The 23,428-nt window shown below is 45.3% G+C and carries 36 protein-coding genes; 6 read left to right on the top strand and 30 right to left on the bottom strand.

The window, feature by feature from the left end:
• Positions 1-80: 80 nt before the first annotated feature.
• Complete coding sequence (locus ASJ33_RS05805) at positions 81-1,220, top strand: tubulin/FtsZ family protein (RefSeq protein WP_041331079.1); 1,140 nt, start codon at positions 81-83, stop codon at positions 1,218-1,220.
• 91 nt (positions 1,221-1,311) lie between these two features.
• Here the strand turns inward: ASJ33_RS05805 and ASJ33_RS05800 are convergent, their stop codons facing one another.
• On the bottom strand, positions 1,312-2,637 hold the full coding sequence (locus tag ASJ33_RS05800; RefSeq protein ID WP_041331077.1) for a hypothetical protein: 1,326 nt from the start codon (positions 2,635-2,637) through the stop codon (positions 1,312-1,314).
• A 130-nt stretch (positions 2,638-2,767) separates the two neighbouring features.
• On the opposite strand from ASJ33_RS05800, the gene ASJ33_RS05795 reads away from it, so the two are divergent.
• Positions 2,768-3,145, top strand: a complete 378-nt coding sequence (locus ASJ33_RS05795) for a RidA family protein (protein WP_041331774.1) — start codon at positions 2,768-2,770, stop codon at positions 3,143-3,145.
• Between the two features lie 75 nt (positions 3,146-3,220).
• Here the strand turns inward: ASJ33_RS05795 and ASJ33_RS05790 are convergent, their stop codons facing one another.
• Positions 3,221-3,463, bottom strand: coding sequence for a hypothetical protein (locus tag ASJ33_RS05790; protein ID WP_012882189.1), 243 nt, complete (start codon positions 3,461-3,463; stop codon positions 3,221-3,223).
• Between the two features lie 512 nt (positions 3,464-3,975).
• Here ASJ33_RS05790 and ASJ33_RS08435 point away from each other — a divergent pair.
• Positions 3,976-4,140: a hypothetical protein gene (locus ASJ33_RS08435; protein ID WP_155760399.1), complete on the top strand. Its 165-nt coding sequence runs from the start codon at positions 3,976-3,978 to the stop codon at positions 4,138-4,140.
• Positions 4,109-4,687 carry a GNAT family N-acetyltransferase gene (locus ASJ33_RS05785; protein WP_148311295.1) on the top strand — a complete coding sequence of 193 codons (579 nt, stop codon included), beginning with the start codon at positions 4,109-4,111 and terminating at the stop codon, positions 4,685-4,687. The genes ASJ33_RS08435 and ASJ33_RS05785 overlap by 32 nt, the downstream gene beginning before the upstream one ends.
• Here ASJ33_RS05785 and ASJ33_RS05780 read toward each other — a convergent pair whose 3' ends face one another.
• From ASJ33_RS05780 to ASJ33_RS05660, 25 genes are all read right to left on the bottom strand, one after another.
• Positions 4,688-5,074: a hypothetical protein gene (locus ASJ33_RS05780; protein WP_041331075.1), complete on the bottom strand. Its 387-nt coding sequence runs from the start codon at positions 5,072-5,074 to the stop codon at positions 4,688-4,690.
• A gap of 1 nt (position 5,075) precedes the next feature.
• The gene (locus ASJ33_RS05775) at positions 5,076-5,324 is read right to left on the bottom strand and encodes a hypothetical protein (protein WP_041331073.1); all 249 of its coding nucleotides are present in this window, start codon (positions 5,322-5,324) and stop codon (positions 5,076-5,078) included.
• A complete protein-coding gene (locus tag ASJ33_RS05770; protein ID WP_041331071.1) occupies positions 5,317-5,856 on the bottom strand; it encodes a hypothetical protein in 540 nt (179 codons plus the stop codon). Before ASJ33_RS05770 ends, ASJ33_RS05775 begins: the two co-directional genes overlap by 8 nt.
• A gap of 58 nt (positions 5,857-5,914) precedes the next feature.
• On the bottom strand, positions 5,915-6,097 hold the full coding sequence (locus tag ASJ33_RS05765; RefSeq protein WP_148311294.1) for a hypothetical protein: 183 nt from the start codon (positions 6,095-6,097) through the stop codon (positions 5,915-5,917).
• Positions 6,098-6,134: 37 nt separating this feature from the next.
• Positions 6,135-6,557 carry a hypothetical protein gene (locus ASJ33_RS05760; RefSeq protein WP_041331068.1) on the bottom strand — a complete coding sequence of 141 codons (423 nt, stop codon included), beginning with the start codon at positions 6,555-6,557 and terminating at the stop codon, positions 6,135-6,137.
• A 12-nt stretch (positions 6,558-6,569) separates the two neighbouring features.
• Positions 6,570-7,814, bottom strand: coding sequence for a hypothetical protein (locus ASJ33_RS05755; RefSeq protein ID WP_041331066.1), 1,245 nt, complete (start codon positions 7,812-7,814; stop codon positions 6,570-6,572).
• 1 nt (position 7,815) lies between these two features.
• Positions 7,816-9,057, bottom strand: a complete 1,242-nt coding sequence (locus ASJ33_RS05750) for a phage tail tape measure protein (RefSeq protein WP_041331065.1) — start codon at positions 9,055-9,057, stop codon at positions 7,816-7,818.
• 7 nt (positions 9,058-9,064) lie between these two features.
• Positions 9,065-9,352, bottom strand: coding sequence for a hypothetical protein (locus ASJ33_RS05745; protein WP_041331064.1), 288 nt, complete (start codon positions 9,350-9,352; stop codon positions 9,065-9,067).
• 255 nt (positions 9,353-9,607) lie between these two features.
• Positions 9,608-10,414, bottom strand: a complete 807-nt coding sequence (locus ASJ33_RS05740) for a hypothetical protein (RefSeq protein ID WP_041331062.1) — start codon at positions 10,412-10,414, stop codon at positions 9,608-9,610.
• A gap of 11 nt (positions 10,415-10,425) precedes the next feature.
• Entirely contained in the window at positions 10,426-10,794 is a 369-nt protein-coding gene (locus ASJ33_RS05735) for a hypothetical protein (RefSeq protein ID WP_041331060.1), read from the bottom strand.
• Between the two features lie 12 nt (positions 10,795-10,806).
• The gene (locus ASJ33_RS05730) at positions 10,807-11,223 is read right to left on the bottom strand and encodes a hypothetical protein (RefSeq protein WP_041331059.1); all 417 of its coding nucleotides are present in this window, start codon (positions 11,221-11,223) and stop codon (positions 10,807-10,809) included.
• On the bottom strand, positions 11,220-11,501 hold the full coding sequence (locus ASJ33_RS05725; RefSeq protein WP_236886645.1) for an HK97 gp10 family phage protein: 282 nt from the start codon (positions 11,499-11,501) through the stop codon (positions 11,220-11,222). Before ASJ33_RS05725 ends, ASJ33_RS05730 begins: the two co-directional genes overlap by 4 nt.
• Before the next feature lie 107 nt (positions 11,502-11,608).
• Positions 11,609-12,187, bottom strand: a complete 579-nt coding sequence (locus tag ASJ33_RS05720; RefSeq protein ID WP_041331058.1) for a head-tail connector protein — start codon at positions 12,185-12,187, stop codon at positions 11,609-11,611.
• Between the two features lies 1 nt (position 12,188).
• Positions 12,189-12,518 carry a BppU family phage baseplate upper protein gene (locus tag ASJ33_RS05715; protein ID WP_041331057.1) on the bottom strand — a complete coding sequence of 110 codons (330 nt, stop codon included), beginning with the start codon at positions 12,516-12,518 and terminating at the stop codon, positions 12,189-12,191.
• Between the two features lie 13 nt (positions 12,519-12,531).
• Positions 12,532-13,050 (bottom strand): hypothetical protein, encoded by a 519-nt coding sequence (locus ASJ33_RS05710; RefSeq protein ID WP_041331055.1) that lies wholly within the window; start codon positions 13,048-13,050, stop codon positions 12,532-12,534.
• A gap of 70 nt (positions 13,051-13,120) precedes the next feature.
• A complete protein-coding gene (locus tag ASJ33_RS05705) occupies positions 13,121-14,773 on the bottom strand; it encodes a hypothetical protein (protein ID WP_072555780.1) in 1,653 nt (550 codons plus the stop codon).
• Between the two features lies 1 nt (position 14,774).
• Positions 14,775-15,230: a hypothetical protein gene (locus ASJ33_RS05700; protein WP_072555778.1), complete on the bottom strand. Its 456-nt coding sequence runs from the start codon at positions 15,228-15,230 to the stop codon at positions 14,775-14,777.
• Entirely contained in the window at positions 15,231-15,431 is a 201-nt protein-coding gene (locus tag ASJ33_RS05695) for a hypothetical protein (RefSeq protein WP_072555776.1), read from the bottom strand.
• A 64-nt stretch (positions 15,432-15,495) separates the two neighbouring features.
• Positions 15,496-15,879 (bottom strand): hypothetical protein, encoded by a 384-nt coding sequence (locus ASJ33_RS05690; protein WP_072555774.1) that lies wholly within the window; start codon positions 15,877-15,879, stop codon positions 15,496-15,498.
• A gap of 55 nt (positions 15,880-15,934) precedes the next feature.
• Entirely contained in the window at positions 15,935-17,146 is a 1,212-nt protein-coding gene (locus ASJ33_RS05685) for a phage major capsid protein (RefSeq protein ID WP_072555772.1), read from the bottom strand.
• Positions 17,147-18,010: an HK97 family phage prohead protease gene (locus tag ASJ33_RS05680; protein WP_072555770.1), complete on the bottom strand. Its 864-nt coding sequence runs from the start codon at positions 18,008-18,010 to the stop codon at positions 17,147-17,149.
• Between the two features lie 56 nt (positions 18,011-18,066).
• Positions 18,067-20,049 (bottom strand): phage portal protein, encoded by a 1,983-nt coding sequence (locus tag ASJ33_RS05675; RefSeq protein ID WP_072555768.1) that lies wholly within the window; start codon positions 20,047-20,049, stop codon positions 18,067-18,069.
• Positions 20,050-20,060: 11 nt separating this feature from the next.
• Positions 20,061-21,227: a PBSX family phage terminase large subunit gene (locus ASJ33_RS05670; protein ID WP_172812217.1), complete on the bottom strand. Its 1,167-nt coding sequence runs from the start codon at positions 21,225-21,227 to the stop codon at positions 20,061-20,063.
• Entirely contained in the window at positions 21,217-21,756 is a 540-nt protein-coding gene (locus tag ASJ33_RS05665; protein WP_072555766.1) for a hypothetical protein, read from the bottom strand. The genes ASJ33_RS05670 and ASJ33_RS05665 overlap by 11 nt, the downstream gene beginning before the upstream one ends.
• Positions 21,737-21,937 (bottom strand): hypothetical protein, encoded by a 201-nt coding sequence (locus ASJ33_RS05660; RefSeq protein ID WP_041331045.1) that lies wholly within the window; start codon positions 21,935-21,937, stop codon positions 21,737-21,739. The genes ASJ33_RS05665 and ASJ33_RS05660 overlap by 20 nt, the downstream gene beginning before the upstream one ends.
• Positions 21,938-22,031: 94 nt before the next feature.
• Here ASJ33_RS05660 and ASJ33_RS05655 point away from each other — a divergent pair, with 94 nt between their 5' ends.
• Entirely contained in the window at positions 22,032-22,253 is a 222-nt protein-coding gene (locus ASJ33_RS05655) for a hypothetical protein (RefSeq protein WP_072555764.1), read from the top strand.
• A 20-nt stretch (positions 22,254-22,273) separates the two neighbouring features.
• The gene (locus ASJ33_RS05650) at positions 22,274-22,642 is read left to right on the top strand and encodes a type II toxin-antitoxin system HicB family antitoxin (protein WP_072555762.1); all 369 of its coding nucleotides are present in this window, start codon (positions 22,274-22,276) and stop codon (positions 22,640-22,642) included.
• Here the strand turns inward: ASJ33_RS05650 and ASJ33_RS08430 are convergent.
• The 3 genes from ASJ33_RS08430 to ASJ33_RS05640 are packed head-to-tail and all read right to left on the bottom strand — an operon-like array spanning position 22,639 to position 23,427.
• Positions 22,639-22,815 (bottom strand): hypothetical protein, encoded by a 177-nt coding sequence (locus tag ASJ33_RS08430; protein WP_155760398.1) that lies wholly within the window; start codon positions 22,813-22,815, stop codon positions 22,639-22,641. The two genes, ASJ33_RS05650 and ASJ33_RS08430, sit on opposite strands and share 4 nt — an antisense overlap.
• Positions 22,799-23,059 carry a SemiSWEET family sugar transporter gene (locus ASJ33_RS05645; RefSeq protein ID WP_072555760.1) on the bottom strand — a complete coding sequence of 87 codons (261 nt, stop codon included), beginning with the start codon at positions 23,057-23,059 and terminating at the stop codon, positions 22,799-22,801. The genes ASJ33_RS08430 and ASJ33_RS05645 overlap by 17 nt, the downstream gene beginning before the upstream one ends.
• On the bottom strand, positions 23,050-23,427 hold the full coding sequence (locus tag ASJ33_RS05640) for a dATP/dGTP diphosphohydrolase domain-containing protein (protein ID WP_072555758.1): 378 nt from the start codon (positions 23,425-23,427) through the stop codon (positions 23,050-23,052). The genes ASJ33_RS05645 and ASJ33_RS05640 overlap by 10 nt, the downstream gene beginning before the upstream one ends.
• Position 23,428: the final 1 nt, after the last annotated feature.

Here is a 23,428-nt window from a genome sequence, read left to right as displayed (position 1 = left end):
TTGACTATTGCTACCTTAGCAGTTAAACTTTTAAAGGTTTTCGGATTTTTTGCTGAGAAGCGGGTGAAAAAGTGAAATTAATGGTCATAGGCTGCGGCCAGTGCGGCGGACGTATTGCGGACCAGTTTGCCCTGTTAGGAAAAAATGCAAAGCGTCAGCGCGGCATCAGCATAGTGTCAAATGTTTTAGCGGTAAATACCGATATTGCAGACCTGTCCGGTCTGGTACACGTTAAGCCTGATTATAAACACCGTATTCTTATAGGCAGCCGCAAAACCAGCGGGCATGGCGTGGGTAAACTGAATGAGCTGGGAGCCCAGCTGGCGCGTGAGGACGGGGATAAAATACTGGACAGTATCCGCGAAACCCGCCTGCTTCAGGATACCGATGCCTTTTTGCTGATAGCAGGGGCATCCGGTGGTACCGGCTCAGGGGCGATTGCGGTGCTGACCAAGATGATAAAAGAGCGGTTTGTAGACAAACCGGTCTACAATATGATTGTTTTACCCTTTAACTATGAAGAAGTCACTGAAGAGCGGACTATTTATAATGTGGGGACTTGCCTGAAGTCTGCTTACGGGGTGGCGGATGCTGTAATACTGGCGGATAACCAGCGTTATGTGCGTGATGCCTCCTCGATAAGTGATAATTTCAACAAGATTAACTACCGTTTTGTAGAACCTTTTTACAATATACTTTCCGCCGGTGAAGAGACTACCCCCCGTTATATAGGCTCAAAGGTGCTGGATGCGGGTGATATTATCCAAACATTATCCGGCTGGACGGTTATCGGTCATAGCAAGATTGCCAGCTCTTTCCTGCCGTTCAAACTGGATTTCAGAGGCAAACATGCCGAAACCCAAAAGGGGGCTCAGGCTATGGAAGACGCTATTGCCGAGCTTTCTTTGAAATGCCGCCCCGAAGATGCCAGACGGGCTTTATACCTGCTGTCTGCTAACCCCAACAAGATGAGTATAGATATTATCAAGGAGCTTTCAGCCACTCTAAGGGACAATGCCAAGCATGCTATTATCCGCAGCGGCGATTACCCGCGGGGAGACAATATGGGTGTGACTGTTATTATGTCCGAGATTTCCAGCCCCAAAAAGGTTATGGATTATTTTGACCGAACCATTCGCTTTATTTCTCTGGACAAGCGTCTGTCCGAGGGGTTCAACGTGGAAGACGCTTTCGGGAGTATACCCTCCCTGCTGGACTGACAGGGATTGTTGTCTGAATCTGTATTTGCAATAAAAGAGCCGTACTTTAAAGTACGGCTCTTTGTATATAAACCTATTTCATGCGGTTAAATTAATCGTCATCTTCGGTGTCTTTGGCACCGGGGTCATTCTGGCGGCGGGCCTTGTTGGCGGCATACATTTTTGCCAGATATTCCAAACGGTTCTGGGTTGCTTCATTTACCTCTTTGGCAGGTAAGTCTACCTTGTTATCCTTTTCTTCCGGTTCAGAGTAATAGGGATTTTCCTCTGATGTGGATTCGGCTTGTTCATTAACCTCATCAGTAGTAGCATCTGCCTTTGCGGTTTCAGGTGTTACAGCTTGCGGCTGGTGGGCAGGGCGGGGTGAGATTGCCGGGCGGGTAACAGACGGTTCGCTGGCCACAGCATCTAGTTTTTCGGCTGTCTGCTTGGTAATGGCGGCTATAACCTGTTTTGAAGTATCCACACTGCCGATAAATTCTTTAAATACCCCGACCCAAGTCTGGGATACTTCTTGTGCTGCTTTGCGGCTAGCCTCAACAGCTTTGTTAGAGGCTGTCTTAGCATCATCCGCAGCCTTGCGGGATGTTTCCTGTATCTGCTTTACTGCCTGTACAGTATTTTGCTGGACCTCTTCAACTCTGGCTACAGTTTCTTTCAGATGAGCATTAGAAGAATCTACCAGATGCTTCATTTGGGCATTCATAGCTTCGGCTTTGCGGATTTCATTTTGAAGCCTGGTTATCAGCTCTGAAATTTCTGCTGAAGAATTATGGCTGAGCTGATTCATTTCAGCAATGGCTTTAGTTGAATTTTTTACATTGGTATCTACATTCTCGCGTATGCGGGCGCCGTTTTCCTGCATCTTTAACAGAGCAGATTCGGAAGCCCTTACGGATACATCAGCCGTCTTTTTCAGCATGTCTATAGTTTCATCAGACTGGGAAACAGCATCACGGGAGGCACGTATACATTCTTCGCTCATTTCTTTGGCGGTGCGGATGCTGTCCAAAGCAGACTGCTTGGCTGAACGGGTGGCATCCTCTATGCGCAGCATAGCTTCTTTGGTCTGGCGTATTGCTTCTTCACAGTTATCTTTTGCCCAGCGGCTGGTATCGTCAGCCCGTTTTATGGCTTTTTCAAACAGGTCTGTATATTTGGCAATCATTTCCTCTGAACGCCGGCTGGCTTCCTCGGCTTTTTGGGCGTACAGTGCCGTATATTTCTCCATATTTTCCTGATATTGTTTGGCCGCAGCATCAGCTTTGTCTATGGCTGTTTGAGAGTCTTTGGCCGCAGATTCAGCTGCTTTTTTTGCTGCTCTGGCTTGGTCTTCAGCTTGTTTAAGAGCTATACGGGTAACTTTTAAATATTCTTCAGCGGATTCTTTGGCTGATTTGCCGGTTTCATCGGTCATTTTTACACCTCATATGATTTGGTAATTTCAGACAAGTTATTCTACAATTAAAAATCCGCTATAGCAACGCTTTAAAACGCTGCTCTGAACGGTGGCTAATTTGAAAAAAATAAAGAAGAAAGAATGGGAAATGAGCAAAAAGTATTTTTCAGCACCCGGAGCACAAGGGCCTTATTCATTGGCGGTAAAAGCAGGTGATTACCTGTATATTTCGGGTCAGATAGGCCATATTGATGCGGACGGCAAACCTTTAGCTAGTGTTGAGACTCAGACTAAGCGATGTCTGGAAAAAATGGCGGAACTGCTTAAAACAGCTGGAGCTTCTTTTGATGATGTGGTAAAGACAACCGTATTTTTAAAAAATCAGGAAGACTTTGCCAAAATGAATAGTGTTTATACGGTCTTTTTCAGCGGCACTAAACCTGCCCGGTCTACTGTGATTGCCGGTATGGTTTTTCCTGAAATAATGGTGGAAATAGAGGCGATAGCCTATTTGCCACAGGTATAACTGCAAACTGGGAAACAAAAAGCTGCCTTCAGCTAAGCTAGAGGCAGCTTTTTTCTTTTGAAAATATTTTTATAATTACAGGTGTTCTATGGGGATAATCTCCCCGCATTTGGGGCATTTGATAGCAGATAGGTAGTGTTTCTGGTAAACCGACTTGAAGCCGTTAGTGGTAAAAGCAGAGACAATACTGCCGATATGTTCTCTGGCAATTTGGTCTGTTTTAGCCTTGGCCTCATCTAGTGTGCCTTCCATAGTTATGGTTTTTACTTCTTTGGCATTAGGGCTGGTAATTACGATTTCAAATTTCTCTTTTTCCATTGGTAGCTCCTTAAGAGTACTCTGGAAATATTTTAGCCTATCATTGCATTATAAGAAAGGCTTGCGGAAAATTTATTATTTGAGAACGCATATATATCGAAATGCACATTATTAAAAATATTCTTTAAAAATATGATGAAACTGATAGTTTTAAGATATATCCGTTAGAATTAGGGTGGCAGGAGATGAATAAAACACTACGGGAAAATGACAAACCGGCAATGTGGTATACTCTGGTAACTGAAGGTAAAAAGAAGCTCAATGGCGACCCCAGGGCGTAGTAGCCAACAGACTATCATTCACAGTCTCAGTTAAGATACCGGATGGAGTGTATATTCGCCGGGCATGCAAAAAGTAGCCCCCGTTATGGGGGCTTTGCTGTACCAGTGCTGATATGCAGGTTTTTGACTCGGTATAATGTATATATATGTTATATAACCATGTATAATGTTGACAAGGGTATTGACAAGAGTATAGTATAGTTAACCCTTCATGAGAGGAGGACACTAAATATGGCATTACCAATTTCTCCTACTCCAGTATTGCGTGGTAAAGAAGCTGCTAGTTTTCTTACTAGAATGCACGAGAATGAGAATAAACCAGTAAGTATAATACCTACTCCAAAGCTTGACCAAGTGGCTAAACTTGTCAAAGAATATGCTTCTTCAAAGAAATAGCTGTAAAAGCGGTATATGGCTGCTTCAAAAAATAAAAGACCATTCGATTTGCTCTTCGTTTGATTGTGGTGATGATGACTTAAATGACTATTTCCACAATGAGTCAATACCCCATAAAGAACAACTGATTGCTCAGTCTTATTGCCTTCAATCTTCTACTCAATTAGGAGTACCAGTCGCATTATTAGATTTCTGTAATGATTCAATTAGTTTTAAAGATTACAGAAGTTTTATAACTAATGCAGATGTTAAGAAATATCCTTCTTTGCCAGCGGTAAAGTTGACACGATTTGGTGTCAATCAACCATTCCAACAACATGGCGTAGGAACTCATTTGCTTAATATGGTGAAGGCTTTATTTATGACCGATAATAGGACAGGCTGTAGGTGGATTACTGTAGATGCTTATTCCCATGTGGTGGGATTTTATGAGAAAAATGGATTTGAACTTATGACTGATAAAGACAAAGATAATAAGATAAGAGCAATGGCATTCGATTTAAAGCGATTTTCTCCGCCACCTAATTTTAAATTCGATATTGGTTAATTACCCGAAGTAAACGAAGTCAGCGGAATATCCGCCCTCGTTGAATTCAAATAGTTTACCTGTCTGAGGCTCAAAGAATTTCGGGCCATGCTCGGTCAGTATAATGTTCCATGCGTGATAACCACCCGGACTTTCTCCTCTGGCCATACCGCAACTGTTCAGCTGGTACTTTTCAGATATGTGGGCAATTACAGCTATCGCAAAGTTATCACAGTCAAAGCGGTCTGGTTGATACGGGGGGAGATTTGCTGATGCCTCTTTAAGTATAGGCAACCAGTCTTCCTCAGCGAGATAATATAGGAGTTCATCGTCAATCATAATGGTTTTTACATGGAGTTTATTCAGGATGCTAAAGACTTCCTCGGCGGTCATAACAATCTGTTTCATCTTACCCCCTGCCAAGCCAGCCTCCTAAAGCCCCCAGCAGAGCGGCTATAAAACCGCCCACCCACTTAAGGGTAGATAACTGAGTTTGAGCCTTGTTAGCTTTATAACAGGCCTCGTCTGCTCTATTCTGGGCCTTATCAATTGCCTTGTTCATGTTTACCAGAGTTTTCTCAATGTTTATTGTGCGTTCATCAATCCGGGCAACTACCACCGCCAGGTCATTTATCTGCTTTTGTTCTTCTTTAGTCATGGCCACACCTCATCGCATAGCGTTCTATCATCAACGGCATATAAGCCATTTCGTATACATGGCAAATAGGGTGTCCCATGAAATTACAGAAGTCAGCTGTCCGCTCCCAGCACATATGCCTGTTATCAGCTATCCGAGGAAAGATATTCCGGCTTAAGCGGTTAAGGGCTACCCAGAGATAAGCCAGTGCATCATACCTGAAGCCCTGAAACTCGTTTATAAAATTCTGGCATTCTTCAGCAGTGATATTATCCGGCAGCCAGTTGATAACTATGTACGGCCCTTTAAGGTCTTTCAGCGGTATGCGCCTATCACCTGAGCCGGCAGCCTCGTCAAGTATCCAGCCGTCTTTGTCAGTTTGGTCAACTATTTGAGAGGTATGCCATGAATCCCACCATGTTTTATAGTTTTCCCTTATCCAAGGGTCTGGGTCAAAGAGGCGGATAGCCCATGCAAGTATCCACGCCAACCGCCCTGACTTCCCCCAGATAACAAGACTGCCTATTCTTGGAGTATCAGCATAAGGAAACATACGCACCGCCTTATAAAGTGGCTAGATTTTGATTGTAGAGGTTAATAGCTTTGAGAGGTTACTTGATTACGTTTGTAGTATCGGCTGAAGGCTTCTTACGGAAGTAAAACTGCCATGCATCGCCAATCATCTTGAGAAAATAACCGATTGATGCTCCGATACCCAGGGCTTCCATTGTATCCAACCCGTAGTTAGTAGCCCAATAAACAACGGCACTGCACCAGACCAAAAAGAAAATCAAGAAGAATATCGTTAAGAAATTTCGGAAGTTCATTTCATTACCACTCTGTCCATTTCAAGAGAGTAGACGTACCGCCTCCGCTATCCTCGTCTGTTACCTTGTAGTAATAACCGGCCGGCACGCAGAAAGTCATACTTAACCTATAACTGGTTATCGCAGAGCCATACTCCGAATAAATTTCTGCGACCTCTGTATCAGGTGAACTGGTGCTTTTAACGTATGCTACGTTTCTAGCTGATTGTCCAGCACCAGCTAATATATGGCCTATAGTAACAGTCACGAACTTCATTGCCGATGTGGTGTTTTGATATACAGTACCCAAGACATTACTGGTAACTGTCTGGGTATTGCTGGGTAATGCGTCATGGACAAAATCTATATTATCCCTAACTTGTTCATTCAGCTGTGCAGCGGTTACTATCTCACCTGTTACCCAAGTGCGTGGTTCTGTCCAACTCATTTTCAAATCTCCTTAATATGCTAATCTTGAGGTTTCGCCTAGTTTGGTTGCATTAAGTACCCAATATGACTGGGTATCGGCGTCAAATAATTGCCACTGTGTTACCCATGCCGCCTTATTGGTAGCGTACTGATGATTAATACCTTCAATGTGATAATCTTGGTCAATGGATGCTTGATTAAGCCGGAGTGTTATGCGTGTAGAAATATCGTATGAAAGCACCTTCGGGAATAAATTATCAGGGTCTCGCATGGGACAAATATCCATGCGTTTAAAACTAAGATTGGGATTTGCGTATTTACCCTTCAGATAATTCGCCTGGTCAAGTGCCTCATCGTCAGTAGTCATAAGCAGGTTGTTTCTTGACAAAGTGCGTATTCCATAATCAGACTGGCTGGTAACATCAGATGACACTTGCTCACTGCCACCTGTACGAGTTAACCGGATATCGTTAAAAATATCGGAGTCATCATACACAGGGTCTAATACGTGGTAGTGGTTTTCTCCGTTATCATCTCCAAACGTAGCTTGGCTGGTCAGATATGGTTCTTTTAGCCTTGCGTACCTATCTTGAAACTTGGGGTTTCCGTCTGTACCGATATAGAAGATGCCCATCTCTGTCTGAATAACCGAGTAGATATGTTCCATTGCGTTGACATTTCCCAGCGCACCACTTGCCTGAATGGATGATTGGCCTGTATCGGTAAATCTATCACGATAAGCAAGTAGAGTATCAATGTCTAGAGTTGATGTGCCTAACTTCCAATAATCATCTGTTGCCAAATTTGGCCAGCCGATATCATCCAAAACATTATCTATTCTAGCCCCGCTCTTTTCTTCAGAATACCCGGTAATATCATTGAGATTACAGAGAGAAATTGACTTTTGAAGGTCAGCACAGGTCAACTGCACCATAGGCCCCATGCCACCTGTGCCTGCCCAAGTTGGTCTCCATGCCTCAATAAAGCCTGTAAAAACGTCATAAGTTGTGCCGTTATAAGTAGCCCGGATGTTTATACGCTTCCAAGGTTGGATATTGGGATAGTAAACCCCGCCGGTATTATTGGGCCAGTAATTACCGCTTGAATTGTTAAGTATAACAGTAGCTACGCCGCACTCAATGCGGTCTAGTTGTTTCTGTCTGCCTCTCCGGGTAGAGAAAGAGATAGCGTCAGTAGTAACATCTGTCCAAATAGGCACTTCGGCAAAAGGTGCACTCTCAAAAGCAATTCTTACTTGAATAGTAGGTAATATCATATTAAGCCAGCCCTAAATTGGCATTACGGGATTTATCTTGTAGCAGGGCAGAGCGAATACTTTGAGCAAGGTCATGTTCTGCTATGACCGAACCCTGAACAGTAACATTTACCGTATTACCAAATCCTTGTCCGAGAGGGGTTATCGCTTCGGGACCTGCCTCTCCAACCATCGCCAGTGTGGGTTTAGTTACAATACCCCCGTCTGCAAATCCCGGTATATCTTCTGTGTTAGCCTCTACGACCTTATTCATGCCAAAAATAATCGCACCTGCCGCTGCAACTCCAACTAAAGCCTTTACAAGACCAACTCCTGTCAAAGTCTGAAGGAATATTAAGGCGGCGCTTACTTCCATGATGGCTATTTTGATAGCTCTAAAAGCTTGAACAATCCGGGGGATTATCAACAGGAGACCGCCAACACCCACAAATGCAAGCCCAAATTTAATAAATGCTTCTGTGGCTTCAGGGTGTTCTGATAACCATGCGATAGCTGGTTTTAGTTTTTCGGTAAAACTGTTTGCTAAATTGATCACTGCTGGGGCGAGTGCTTCTCCTATCTGAACTTTCATGCCGTCAAAGGTAGTTTTTAATTTTTCAATTGAATCACCGAGTTCGGCTGCCCTGTTGGCACTGACATCATCCATTGTAACTCCGAGGTCGTTTGCCTCTTGTCGCAATAATGCTAGAGCAGCTGAGCCATCAGCAAACATAGGGAGCAAGTCAGTTCCGCTTTTACCAAATAAATCAAAGGCCAGTGCGGCTCTCTGGCCCGCGTCATCCACATCTGCCAAGGCATAAGACAATTTTAAAAACTGGTCTTCTTGGTTTAATCCTTGGAGGTCTGTTAGTTTTAATCCTAATTTATCCAGTGTTTCGGTAGCGAGTGTTGAACCTTCAGCTGCGTCTGCCATGAACATCTGCATACGCTTAACACTAGTTTCAAGGTCTTCAATACTGCTCCCGGACATCTGAGCTGCATATTTCAACTCTGATAATGCCTGTGCACTGATGCCTGTTCTGGTAGCCATTTTTGAAAGTGCATCACCAGTTTCGGCGTAGGATTTAACCGCAGCTACACCTAGGCCAGTTACCGCAGTTCCAACAGCCATCAGTCCTATGCCAGTTTTTTTTGCACCTTCAGATAGTTTCTGTAGTTTAACTTGGGCAGAAGAAATACCGGCTTCCATATCCTTGGTATCTGCACCTATTTTAATAACCAAATCGGCAATAGACTTAGCCATAATTACCTCACTTCAGGACTTCAGCAATGGACTCATTGAGCCGTTCTATGTCTTGATATTCCACCATTCGCCCAATGCTATCTGGAGTCATATCCGGATGGTTATCCTTAATCAATATCCAGAGGATTTTCTTGAGTGTGGATACAGGTTTGTCTTGCAAGGCTGTTACCATATCACCGGTAGAACCAAATTCGCATTCTATATCTTCAAGCACATTCAGGTTCAGTGGGGAGAGTGTAAAAAGGGTTTCTCCCAATTGTATCTGCTTCAGTTTGGGATCTTGGTTTAGAGACATTTATCTTCCTTTCAGGTTGTTTGCCAATAAAGTCTGAGGGTTTGTATTTACGTTTTTCTGAACTGCATATTACGGAGAGGATTAAGGCAAAATTGTATGACTGTTGATAAGTAGCCATACGTTCCTGATAATCGGTCTCAAATATAAGTGTGTTTAAGTCTTTGACAGGCATGGTACGTACCAAATTGCGTGTATATTCCAGCGGCCACTTGTAGACTCTCATTAGATAAACAATTGTCTCGTCTAGGTTACGCATTACAAGGACGCAACCTCAACACTTCCTGTCCCCTGAAAGTCATACGAGTAAGTCACAAGAGCGTCAAGGCTTGAGGCCACATGCGCACCGCTTATATATGCGTTTCCCATCCACGCCTGCCCGGTGATAATACCCTCTGCGAGTGCTAATATCACATTTGTGCCAATACCAAGTGGAATACCATACTTGTAGCCTTCAAATGAGCCACCCCATTGAGAGTTGCCAGGTGAGAATGTTCTAGCTCCGGCATCTATAAAGGATGTACTATCCAAGATATCTACTGTATAGTCCAACTGCCACGACTTAATGCCAGCGATAGCCTTTAGAGCTTCTATGTCGTCTATCCAGAGGTTAAAAGCCCCTTTATCTACTACCTGTTTTATCCCAACCGAAATGACTGCAGTTAAGCCACTGGCGTCTCCTAAGTCCAGCAAAACACGTGTCCATGTATTAGCACTTAAAGCCGGGAGATTTAGCGCTTTTAAAGCACTAGCACATTGAGCGGTATCATCCAGTAGAAATTGGATATCGCCAGTATCTAATGCCACGCTGGATTTTACCCATGCATATATTTTTTTATAGTCAGAGAGGTCTTTACTTACGATGTCATTGGTTGCAATAATGTCTCCGGCACCCAGACTTGCCGCACAAACAAACTTGGCACTATATGTACCCACCTTGAAGTCTGTGCTGTCAGCTGAAGCGGTTACATCGACATCTATCAGTTCGTCCCATGCAGCCTCACAACCTTCAATTAATAAGGCAGAGCTATAAACTCCGCCCAATTTACCTGATAATACACTCATTTTTTAACTCCTTAAGCCGTGGGTACTGTGAGAGCTCCTGTCCCCTGAAAGTCATACGAATAGGCTGTAAGCCCATCTATGCTATTTGCAGGGTGGATACCAGATACAATTGCTTGTCCTGTCCATTTTTGAGTTGCCGTTTGGCTCTCTTTAAGAACCAAAGCGACTTCAGATCCAATGGTTAAAGGTGCACCCTTTTTGTAGCCTTCAAAACTGCCTGCCCAACTTGAACACCCGGCCGCAAATGTCCGCACACCCGCATCTCCAAAATCCGTACTGTCCAATACTTCAGACGTGTAATCCAATTGCCATGATTTAATGCCGGCTACTGTAGTACCTCCTACAGTTACCTCTCCGGCTTTACCACTTAATACTGGCATTTTGTCCTCCTATTATTCCCATACTTCAATTTCAAATTCTGTCCCCAGATAAACATGACCACCCATGCTAAAAGTCCCTTGGCCAGAGTTTCTTATGACTCTTGCTGTATCGCATTTACCACTAAGGGTAACGTCACCATCAACGGTTGCTTTAACCGAGTTATCGCCTGTGTTTTCCGCGAAGTCCAGCAGAGCGTTAAGCCCGCTTGACTGGTCTGCGGTTTGGGTACAGATTTTTACCTTGAAGTGATGTAGCTGCATATTGGTAACACCCATCGTTTGGTCATATTCTGTACCGGTGTGGAAAATTAAGGCGGTCGGGAAGCTATTAACTGACTGGGGTATTTCGGAGCAAGAAAAAACCGCCTTGAGAGCGGTTATGGTTTGTAGCCTTGTCTTGAGGCCATTCCCTATTATTTCTACACTCATTTTGGCCACCTATCCGACATGATTTTCCCCATCTCATCGCTGAATTTGTCTATGTCTTCTTGCGAATTATTGGCCGCGAAAGTGAACATACCCTCACCTAGCACCTTAGAACTACCTTCTAAATGGCGGGCTTCCATCTTTGACGTGCCGAATTCAACAAAAGGGGCATATTCAACATTAGTGCCTATTTCAGCTGACAGGTCTGATATCTGGGTTGCGATTGACGCTCTTAGGCGCCCTGTATCTACCACAGTTGCCTTCTTGGCTCGATTTGCCATTTTGATTGCTAGTTTAGACAGCTCTTTGTTTACATTAGATAAGATATCTTTGTTAGTGAGTGCCTTAATAATTTCATCAGCACCAAGTACATGGACATTGATGGCCATTAAAAATACCTCTGCTTGCGATAGGCTTGAACTATCAAATGTATGTCTGGGTCAAGCCCCTTGTAGTAATGCACTTCGCCTAATTCTGGCACTCCCACTACATCAGCGAAGGCGGTCTCTTTACGTTTATACCAGCGTTGTACTTGTATTATGCTGGCCCTGTGTATTGGCCCTGGTACAGTAGAGGCATAACCCCATGTTCCTGTGATAGAAACTCCACTTGGAATACCAGAGGCAAAACTGGAATAGTTTCCATTAGGATTTATTCTAATGGACTCCTTGGGTGTGCTGTTAAGGGGGTAAAGAATATAATCGCTTGTGGTTAAAGTGGCCTCGTAAACTCCGTCTCCGTTTGTGTCCAGTTTGAGACTGGTGAGCGTAATCAAATCTGGAATACATAATGGGCTGGCGGTTCCGTCGAAGTACTTTGTAGTGGTAACGCTATCAAAACTTCGGTTACAAAACTTATCTATGAGGTCTTTAGTTTGCCCTATTAATGCTTGGAGTATATCGTCTGACTCGCCACCTGAAATATTAAGTTCTCTTTTAACTTCTTCAAGGGTGCAATAATCAACCATATCAACCACTCTCCGCTACAGTAATGCTGAAATTGCCGGTGCTTTCCCGTACAGTTGTTACTTCGCTGGATACCATTGTCAGTTCCAACTCGGCATGATAAGTGCCGGTAAGAGCAAAATCTGTTCCAGTCAAAGTGTAAGTAACAACCCCATTTTCAGCATCGCTTATTGTACAAGCGCCGGTTACAAGCAAGGTCGCAGGTGCGCCAGGTCTCCAGACTTTCAAAGTGACTGTGTACCCGGTCAGGTTTTTTGCTGCACCGGCAGAATCATGGACAGTAAATTGCAGGGTATAACCCTTATCACTGTTCGGTATTGTTAAGGTAGCCATCAATCAGCCTCCCTTATGCACCATCATCAGCAGCAGTGACTGTGTAGGTCAGGTTGATTACATCATCGTCTACCACAGAACGCCCGGAGGTAAATTTGGAATAACAGTACAGTACATTGTCTGCTCCAGCGGTATGGTCTCCTTTGGTATTGACGCTGAACAGTGCCGCTCCGTACATTGTCTTTGTACCTGAAATGGTGAAGACAGCTTTATTTGCTGAGTTGGTAACCGAGCCGGAGCTGGAGGCCGCTTCAACAAAAGCAGGGCGAGCCGCTTCATCATAGGCGGTACTTTCGGTAAATGTTGGTACGTCATAAGTCATACCTGCATCAGGGGAAGTGTCTGTTTCCACAAGTCCACAGTACCAGGTGGATATCTGGGTAGTGCCATGGAACATCACATCAAGTATGCGGTTACGCCCTTCGGTGGTTACGATGTTATGGCTTTCTTCCTTCCAGATGAGCTTGCCTTTGCGGTAACACTCGGTAATGAACTTACCGCTTAGTTTGCATCCGTCTTTAATATTTTCCACTTAATCCTCCCTTTATAAACCAAAAGACCAACTTGTGAGTTGGTCTTTGAAGGTCATTTCCTTTGTTTATTTATTCAGTTTTTGTATTTAAGGTTATGGATTGGTCTTTCAGCCCCAGATTAACCGCTCTTTGCTTTAATTCTGCTGCCGAACTGCGGTTAAGCAGGTTTACTGTGATAGTCCGGGCAGGTAGTGTTCCCGTTCCGTTTCTGCCGTACAGGTTGACAGTGAGTTTAATAAGTCCGTTGGTATAGTTCAGTGCGATATCACCCAGCTTGAAGCCGTCAGTTACTGATTCAAAAAACTGGCAGATAATACTGCCAGTATCTCCGAGTGAGATGTTCTCCTGAACTATCAGGTTTAGCGTGCAAGTTGTACTGGGGGAATCGGAAAGCGTTAGCCCGTCAGAAACCAGCATATTGTAAATGGCTGCGCTGGAATAATAGGTGCTATCCGAAAGGGATAAACCATCCTGAGCCAAGAGTTCTAATATGGCGTTTGCTAATGGAGTATCAGATAACTTAAGCCCTGCCTGCACCAGCAGTTGGTAAATCAGATTGGCAAGGGTAGTGTCATTAAGGGAAATGCCGTCTATAGCTTGCAGGTTAAGAATAAGTGAGTTTAATCCGCTGTCTCCAGTAATCAGTCCATCAGCCAGAGCTACCTTAAAACTCACTTGTGTACTTGGTGTGTCTCCTGTAGTCACTCCATCGGCTACCGCCAAACTTAACAGGGCGGTACCTGAGGGCAAGCCAGAGAGATTTAAACCATCTACAAGGGCGGGGTTATGGATAGCCTGTGCTGCCGTTGTATCGCTTAATGAAACGCCATCTGATAAGAGTAAGGAAATTAAGAAGCCAGCTGTTACTGTATCGGAAAGCGTTTGCCCGTCTATGAGACTTAAGAAAATACTGATATTCCCCTGCGGTGTATCCCCCAAAGAAATGCCGTCCTGAGCAGAGGCGTTCAGGATTGCCTGAGTATTTAAGATATCAGTTAGTTTTAACCCATCATTAACTTCTGGATTAGTTGTTAGCTGAGTTCCTTGGGCATCTCCTAAGGCAATTCCATCAGAAAGAGCTGGAGAAAGTTTTAAATATGCGGCTAGGCTTTCGCCCAAAGACAATCCGTCTGAGATTATCGGGAAAGAAGCTCTGGTATTGCCCAAACTTTCACCGGATTTAAGCCCATCCGCTAAAGATAGGCTTAAGAGTAAGTTCCCTTTATTGTTGTCTCCTACGCTTAGCCCATCAGTGCAGGATAATTCATAGGTGTTACTGGTAGTTGCACCAGTGCCATAAATAGAGATAGCGTCGCCTGCCCATAGGATATATGTGCTAGAACCCGAACCAAACCTGTCACCACTGGAATTTCCGCTATATACGCCATCAAACCCAGATGTATCGCGTTCGATAACGCCACTACTATAGTAGCAGCCTAAGAAATCACCAGTAACTACATCTATAGATAGACCTGTAAAGGTTTGTTTTGAACCCGCAGTTACTGAACCGATTGTCGCATAATCTCTGTCATCATAACTAGTACCTGACCCTGAAAAAGTACCTATTTTGAATCCAGACAAACTTTGGGAAGTTGCCCACACTTCTACTGTATCTAGTATCCCGTCGTCATTAGCGGGGTTGTTACAGTCTACACGAGTATAACCTGAAGACCAGTTATCACCCCGGTTAATTGCCCCTGGCCCAATATCAATTACAGCCATATCAAGTCTCCATTAGTTCTGTGCCGGGCAGTATCTCCTTTAACCCCATGGAGTATTTGGCAGAGCAGACAGTCAGCTGGCAGAGTATTCGGGATGGCTTAAACTCCGTACTGGTCTTTGCATTCTCGGCACAATTGGCCTTTAAAAGCTTGATACGTGCCTGTACCGCATCATCAAGGTCTTCAAGGGTGGCAGGCTTTGCGAACATGTGGCAGTTAAACGGGGTATCTTTCATCTCCCAGCCAATGTTCTTATCCACGAAAGCCTCGTAATCAGCTTTTGAGATTACCCCGTCTTTGTTTGTCAGGCTGGATAATTCCTTCTCGTTCAGTTCGCGGGCAGGCATACGGACATGGTATCCATCATACAGAGGTTCGCCCTTCTCAAGGTAAAAGTCCACCCGGACGAATTCCTGCCCTTTTTTATTCGTTTGGGTGCCGACAATTATGGCGTACATCTATTTCTTTCTAGCCCTGCGTCTTGGGTTCTCGGTGTTAATCTGAGCGGCTTTGTTCTCAGTTGGTTCGTAAGCCTTGTCCTGCATGGCAAGGCCGCTCCTCTGCCATTCTGTGGCTTCAGGCTCTGGTATATCTGCAATCTGACCTGCTCTAAGCAAGCCAAATAATGAATAGCAATCTTTTAATATGCGAAGTCTCATAACCTTGATACCTCTTTAAAAATGGGGGTTGATTAAAAGGCTCAGCCCCCAAAGCCTATCGGGGTTAAGCGGTGTAAGCCATGACAGCAGACATAACTGTTTCCCCATCAGGAAGAACGATAACAAGATAAGCCTGTTTGGTAGTGATAACTGTGACGACAAAATCAATGTCGCCGTCAGCCTCACTCTTGACTATGCCGGCAACATCAGCTGCAGTTTCTGCAATAAGTGTGCCATCTGTGCCGATGGTTACGTCACTCGTATCTGTGCCATCAGTACACAAGGTATCTCCTGCAGAGTCTTTGGCCAGATAATATTGGACTACTCTTGCTGTCCGCAGGTCTTTACCAGTTGGCCCGGTAAGCTGAACACTGACCGGGAAAGCCCCGGCAGTTGGGGTGCCGACTGTAATCGTGGCACCTATATCATTGGAAACTCGTATGGGCATTTCAACTCCTTAAATTTAGTAAGGGGAGCGGGATAACCGCTCCCCTTCTGAGGGTTTAGACATCGTTGGCAATAACCTGGAAGGCAGCGTGGCGGATTATATCGCCGCCTACGCGGAAGTGAGCCTTGAAGCCCACGAGACCATCTTCGGCGTACAGTTCGTCAAGCCTCTGGATGAACATACCCTGGCGGTCAATGATGCGATAACCCAACTGGAAGTTGCCGAATATGACGTTGATACCGGCAGTGGTATCAGCGGGATATTTCATGCTGTCGTTGTTGTAAACAGGGAAACCATCAAAGGTGTTGGGCTGACCGGCAATCAGTGAAGGCTGCCAAAGGAACGGACCATCTCCTGTAGTGCTGCCACCGGCACGGAGCAGGCGCAGAGCCAGTTCGGTCTTGCTGTTCATCAGCCAGACAGCGCCTTTCTTGTACTGAGCCGGCAGAGCATATTCGCACTTCAGGAGGTCTTCAACAGTGACAGTGTTATCAGTAGCCCAAGTGCGGCCATAAGTGCCGACAGCCCCTGCTCCAGCGCCACTACCGATACCGGTCAGCAAGGTAGAGTCTACGGCGATACCGCAGGGCTGTTCATACGTATGCCCGGTGCCAATTGCAAAGGCAGCTTCTTCGGATTCGCCTCTTGCTACCCCAAAGCTGTCAGCGATAATGGCGGACAAGTTGGCATCCACATCAGCCAGTTCATCCTCGCCGATTTTAGCCAGGCCGTACAGGTCTTCGGCGTAAATGTAGGAAGTGGCAGGAGTGGGGGTGGACTCGGTGATGCTTGCACCGGTTTCTATCTTGCCCCAGCCCATAGACACCTCGGTCAGAGTCCGCTTGCGGATTTTGTCAGTGGTAATAGGGCGAGAAGGAACCAAGGTGCGGAAAATGTTCAGCCCAGGAATAGCCCTTATGATTTCCTTCTCTATTTCTTCAGGCACCAGATAAAGACCGGTAGTGTCCTGAACAAGGGCTTTGCGTTCAGCGGGTTCCAGCCCTGATTTGCCATGCCGCATCCACTTGAAGAAGGCTGTGGTATGTGCTTTCTTTTCGGCGTTTTCAGCCTCACCGGGTGGTACGATGGCGTTTTTCTGAAGTTTCAACTCCAGCCCGTCAATGCGGGTATTCAGTTTTTCCATTGTGGCCTGAGCGGTGGCAGAAGCGGCGCCATATTTCTTGGCTTCCTCGTCCATCCGGGCAGCATGATTCCTGAGGTCAGCAACTGCACCTTGAATCAGTTCGGCTAATTCCTTGTTTTCCATTTATTTACTTTCTCCTTCTATTTTCTTGAAATTGCTTGCGATACTGGCTTCAGCTTTTTGAAAGTCAAAACCTAGGCAAGCAGCCCTAAGGTCTTTAACCGCTTTCTCTAATTCAGCGGCTTCCGGGTCTCTTACAGTGGGGGGAGTGGACTTAGCCGGCTCCTCGTCCTGCTCAGCAGACTCCACAAGTGCCTGTAAAGCGGAAATGGCCTCTTTAACTTTGGATAAATTGGAGGCGGATAATACCCGCCCTGATTTAACCCCGGTAATTACGGCCTCAGGATTGGCCGCAAAGGTAACCGGGGAGATATCCCATAATCTGACTTCTTTGAGGTGGCGGATTTTGTCCTTCCATTCCTCGGTGATGGTGTCATACCCGATGGACATCGTGTTGATGACATCGTCCTTCATCAGCGCCAGCACTTCCCTCGCCCTTTGTACGCCTAAGGAAAGTTTGGCTTTGAAATGTAGCCCAACATCATCTTCACTAAGTTCAAGAATGTTGCCGATTGGCTCGTTAGCGTTGTGGTTGAATAAGAGCTTTATACGCTTCTTGTTCTCGTTGATGGTTTTGGTAAACGCACCTTTGTCAACTACATCGCCGTAAGAATCCGGCGCAGAGTCAAAGGTTGAAGCGTAACCTTCAAAAGTGCCGGCTTCTTCATCAACGGCCTTAATAGCGAGTTTGTATTCTTTGTGTTCCAGTATTCGTGTCATACCCATCACCTCAAAAAAATTAAATGTTCTTCCGCAGTCCAGACATAACCAGCCTTCATCAACACACTCAGACCGGCTGATATTCGGGTTACTGCAATATGGGCAATTGATAGTGTTTATAGGTGTATCGGCTATGGTCTCAGCCATAATTGCCTCCAATAAAAAAGCCCCCGGCTAAGGGGGCTTGCTTGATAACTTGTTACTTAATCTACGCCGTATAACTCTGTACACCGGCAGTTAATTACCTCATCCGCACCACCGCTGGGGTCACCCGGATACTTCAAACCATTGGAAAAGGGCTTGCCAAGAGGTACTGTTTCGCCATCCATATAAGAGTGCGAATCTCTGGTACGTTCATCTCTGGAAGCCAGCCAAGTGTGAGTTTTTACCACACCGGATTGTCTGGCCGCTTCCTGTTGCCCATATCCGGCTGCCTTTGCCACTTCTGTTCTGGCAACTCGTGCGGCTTTCCATGCGGAGTTGTCATCATAGTACTGCCTAATCTGCTTACTGATATTGGGGATAGATAAACCATCAGCAAAACCAGCCTCTATTATCCCGGCTATTGCTTCAAGTTCAGTTTCCATGATGGTAGTCACTGTCTTGGCGGCATTCTTTTTTATCCAAGCCATAGCCGCTTCAGTAAAGGGGTCAAAAGGCTCATCGGCCTTTTTCCTCATGCCTAAATCACCGGCTATCTCTCCCCCAAAATCCTCTATCAAGGACATATACATGGCGGAGAGTTTCTTCTCCCATTCAGGGGTAGTTGATTCCAAGGCGTTTTTAGCGGCGTTTATGTATTCAGTGGGGGTTTTACCTTTGGCCTTTGCCAATAGGTCGCCATTTTCTTTGTATAACTCCTCAACCTTGTCGCCAACAACACTCCACCAACCAATACGTCGGGAGTCAATCCGTTTCCACGCGGCAGTCTTCTGTTCCTCAGACATGACTTCTGATTTATTGCCGGCAGGTAACTGCATGGACTTTCCGTCTGCCATCAGATTAAACGGCTTATAACTTCTATCCCAGCCTGTGAACTTCTCAAATCCAAGCTCAAGACGGCTGTTTATCTGTTCAAAGGGTACGCCCATGTTAAAAAGTGTCTGGGCTTGTGTTACCTTGGCGGTGAAGTCTCCTCGCAGAGCCGCCACACCTGAAAGGTCATAGGCTATTGACAGGTTATCTCCATACAAGGGAGCTATCCGCATATTGAGGGTAGCTTGTATATCATCAAGCATGGGGATTACTACATCCTGGTATAAAGCCTTACGGGCCTCAGCCATGTTGTTATAACTGGACTGCTCAAGGTCTCCCAAGAATATTGGGGAGATACCGAAAGCGGCGGCTATATCACGTTTATTCTGTAATCGGGAAGCGATGAAGTCCATTTCAACAGCTGATAAGCTCATCTGTTGCCACTTCATACCCGCATTTAAGAGCCAGGGTTCACGCCGAGCAGTCTTGGTTTTATAAAGCTCCTTGAATTGCTTTTGTGTCTGTTCAAACTGGTCAGGGGGTATGTCTGTATCAGGTGATAAAATACCCGAAGGCATTGCCCTGTTTTGCATGGTGACCTTCTGAGTGTCTTGGGCTTCGTTATCGGTGTCTACAGTTCTAGCAGCTGCCTGTAGCGGCCCGATACCCCAATAAGGATTGCCGGGGTTTACCTGCATGAAGTGGATAAAGGTTTCAGGCGGTCTATTTTCTGTTTTGCCACCTTCTCCTTTGACTTCCCAGCGTGATATCCAATCACCACCCGGAACAGGCTTAACTTTATCCGGCATTGTTACCCAGAATTCTCGCGGTTTCCCATTTACAAAGATAGGCTGCCAAAGGGAATTGCCCACTAAGCATAAGTGGGCAATCGTGAATTCTATCAAGTCCTGCCCGGAAAAATACGGGTTAGGCTTGGCCATTAGCTTTTCAAATTCATGGCCGGGTATGCGTTCTCCGTCCTTATCTACAACCATCCAAGGGATAGCAGATGCGGCCTGAATGATAGTCCTCACACTCCGGTAGACGTAAACGGAACAGGCATAACCTTCGCGTGTACCCTTTTCAACTGACATATTGGTATAGATGGGCTGGTCAGAGGTAAATTGGAAACCAACCACATCGGCAGTCTTGGCCTTCTGATGCTTCGGATATATAAAACTAGCGATATTGCCTCTTAGAGTGTCTAACATTCACGCTCCCCCTAAGCCACTATAATGGGAATTCTGTTTATCTTGCCTATAACTCCATACCTCATTGCGTCCATCATGTGGCTGTACTGATGAGTGGTTTTGGAAGTTAAGGCTCCGTTTTTATCGGCTATATACCGATAGTTTCGTATTTCTTTGATGCTGTTTAAGCTGTCCTTTGTCCAGTGGATGCGATGTTGGCGTACTCTTTGTAAGCCGTATTCCACACTGTCAGCCCCTTTAGGACATGACTTGATATTGAACCCATGCCGATGTATTTCCTCTATGGATTTGGGTTCTGCCGCGTCTGCGAATATCTCGTCATAACCCTTACGGATACCAAGCTCGCTCATGCGATAGGCAATAGCATCATTGGTAAGACCTGACTGGTAAATAAGCTCTTGGCAGTAAAGGTCTTTACCCTGAATAACGCACCGGACAAGGGCTGTAGGGTCATTTGAATAACCAAAGTCCAAGCCGTAGAACATATCACCTGGGGGTAATTCATTGACCTGGTCAAACATCGGATATACCAGACCTTCAATCTTGCCTATACGGCCCAACCCGTACACATTCCACCAGTTGGGGTCTGTGTCTTTATTGCTTTCTATATTGGCCACCACTTCCGGCGGCAATACATTCAAAGCGTCAAGATAGGTTGAGTGGATATAGATGTTTTCAGGCCGGTTTATCCACTTTTCATGCACCCAGAATTCAGAGGTCGGGTTCCAGTCTGCAAATGTGAATAGATTGGTTCGGACATCAAGCCCTTGCACCACTTCCCACTTGAGGTTATTAAGCTCATTGCAGTAGAGGATATCCCGTCTCGGCCCACGTTCTTTGCCTATCTCATCCAAGCCCATGAATTCCAGCTTGGAGCCATTGACAAAGGTGTAAATGTGGTCTGTCTTATTGTATTTGGGATTGTTGTCGGGAGACTCATCAAGGATTGTAAAGAAATCCCGTATGCAACCCCGTTTCAGATGCGGTAATGATTCGCTAACGATTGTTGCCAGTAATGGGCGTTTTGAGTGGGAGAGAATGAGATAGATAGTTTGCAATACGGAGAAAGTCTTGCTTGAGGACGTACCACCCTCATTTAAAGCACGCCGGATACCTTCCTTGCGTTTCAGCCATGCATTGGCATTCTGTTCATAAATCCGGGTAGTTTTAATCTGCACAAGGTTCTGTCCCTTCGCCTGCCGTAATTCGCTGAGTAGCCTGTTGGGCAGACACAGAAATAACTTGAATAATGGGCTGGTTCATAAGTTCCTGCCCGTTCTTCCCCGTAATCTCATGTTTATCAACCTGTCCGAGATATTGTTTACCAAGCCAGATTTGCATTGTAGGGCTTGGAGGAATACCGGGGATGACTGTTGGCTTGCCCTTGCGGTCAAGAATTACATTGCCGTTCTTATCCTTTGCCAGTTGAGGGGCTACACCCATACATGCTTCCCATTGCATCCGGCGTAAGCTGGCTTTGCCAATCTCTGAATTCTTTTGCATAAACTCAGACAAAGAATGATTGAATTTGCGTATAGCTGCTCTGTCCAGAGTATCAACAGACACCCTGAGTACGCTGGCTATTTCCTCTTGGGTACAGTGTATTTCACATAATCTTTTAGCCATCTCCCAATCTATGTTTATTCGGGGACGGCCAACCTTTTTTGCTGTTTTGTCAGATGTCTTTTTATTCGCTTTTTGCACCATAAATGTAACCTTCAACCGGTTCAATGGTTATTCTTAAGACTTTATCCCGCCACTGGATTATTTGGGCCAGTTTATCCAGTTCAGTTTCAGGAATATCTAACTGGATTCTTGCCCCGTCCTGCCCGATTTTGATTGCTGATTGAATAGGGGGGAGTGAGGCGTAAAATACTGACTGTTTCATAACTTGCCCGCTAAAAATATTTTGATAATCAGTGATTAAAGTATTGACACATGGTACTGTATATGGTACTATATGAATGTAAGGAGTTAATGAAATGACCACCAGCGATAAAAGAGAGCAGAAGATACGCCAGAACCCTAAGAATGTTTCACTTGAAGATTTTGAATGGCTGGTCAATAAATACGGAACAATCAAAATGGGTGGGTCTCACGCAAAAGCACAGATTGGGCAATACTCCCTGCCTTATCCGAGAACAAACCCAATTCGCACTTGCTATGTAAAGGATTTAATCAATAAAATAGACAGCCTGAAATAACAGGCTGTCTGGAGGTTAATATGAAAACAGCATCAAAGAACTTGGACTACTATATGGGATTGCCTTATACAGTTGTCATTGAGCCTGACGAAGATAATGACGGCGGTACTTACTATGTAGCCAGAGCTTTAGAGTTATCAGGGTGCATAGGTGATGGAGATACTCCAGAAGAAGCTCTTGAGAGTTTGGCTATCCACAAGCGAATGTGGCTTGAAGACCAACTGGAACGTGGGTATAAAATTCCTGAACCACAGCAGAAGTTCAGCGGTAAGTTCAATGTCCGGGTCGGCCCGGAACTGCACCGCAAACTATCTCAAAAGGCGTCTATGGATAAGATGAGCCTGAACCAGTTCGTTACTGAGAAGCTGGCTGAGGCAGTAGGTAGTTAGTTAGTCCTTGCGTACTCGCTCCACAGCCTGATATAGGTATTAAACCACTGGCGGTTACAAAGAGGCCTGCCGGGATAGCGGTCTTGCAGTTCCAGCATGGCCTCAGTGCAGAACCGGTCACGCAGTTTTATCTGGCTGTCCAGTATAAGTTCAGTTCTATCTGCCTCTGTCATATCGGCCTCTTATGAGCATAATCAGCACCAGGCTGTTTGTTAAAAGATTAAAGGCATTGCTCACTGTAAAAACAGCATCGCCTATCTGTATGGCATGGAGCAGATAACAGGTGATAGTGACGACCAGTAAGGCGTAGGTTAAAACTGAGATATTGGCGACCTTACCCGTCTTGAATATGCGTATAAGCTGGGGGAGTGGCACTACAACGCCTATACAGACGCCAAGCCAGCCTATTATGTCCATTGTATCCGTACAGGGCGGTCATCAAGCTCTTTAGGGAGTATGCCGTCCTTAATCCATTTCTCAGTTTGGATATAGCAGGCAATATTCCACATGGCGGCTGCCGCATGGTCTTCATCTGTCTGCCCATCCATCAGTTTGTACATATGACGCATACCGGAATCTATATAGCGCATTAGGGGTATACCCTTTTCCCAGTTGCGAGCAGCATATTTGACTGCGCCGTTTTCAAAATGTTTTGCCAAGCGTTCTATGGCATATGGCGGTAACAGGTCATAGCGGCCTTTGTGGTCTTGAGCGTCTCGGACTGCACCGGTCTGAAATGATTGCCGTTCCCCGCTATCTTGCACATGGTCAAATTCTTCTGTCATC

This window comes from Dehalococcoides mccartyi (assembly GCF_001889305.1).
In the GTDB taxonomy this organism is placed as follows: domain Bacteria; phylum Chloroflexota; class Dehalococcoidia; order Dehalococcoidales; family Dehalococcoidaceae; genus Dehalococcoides; species Dehalococcoides mccartyi_A.
The sequence above is the reverse complement of the archived record's forward strand: the minus strand, read 5'-3'. Positions and strand labels throughout refer to the sequence as shown.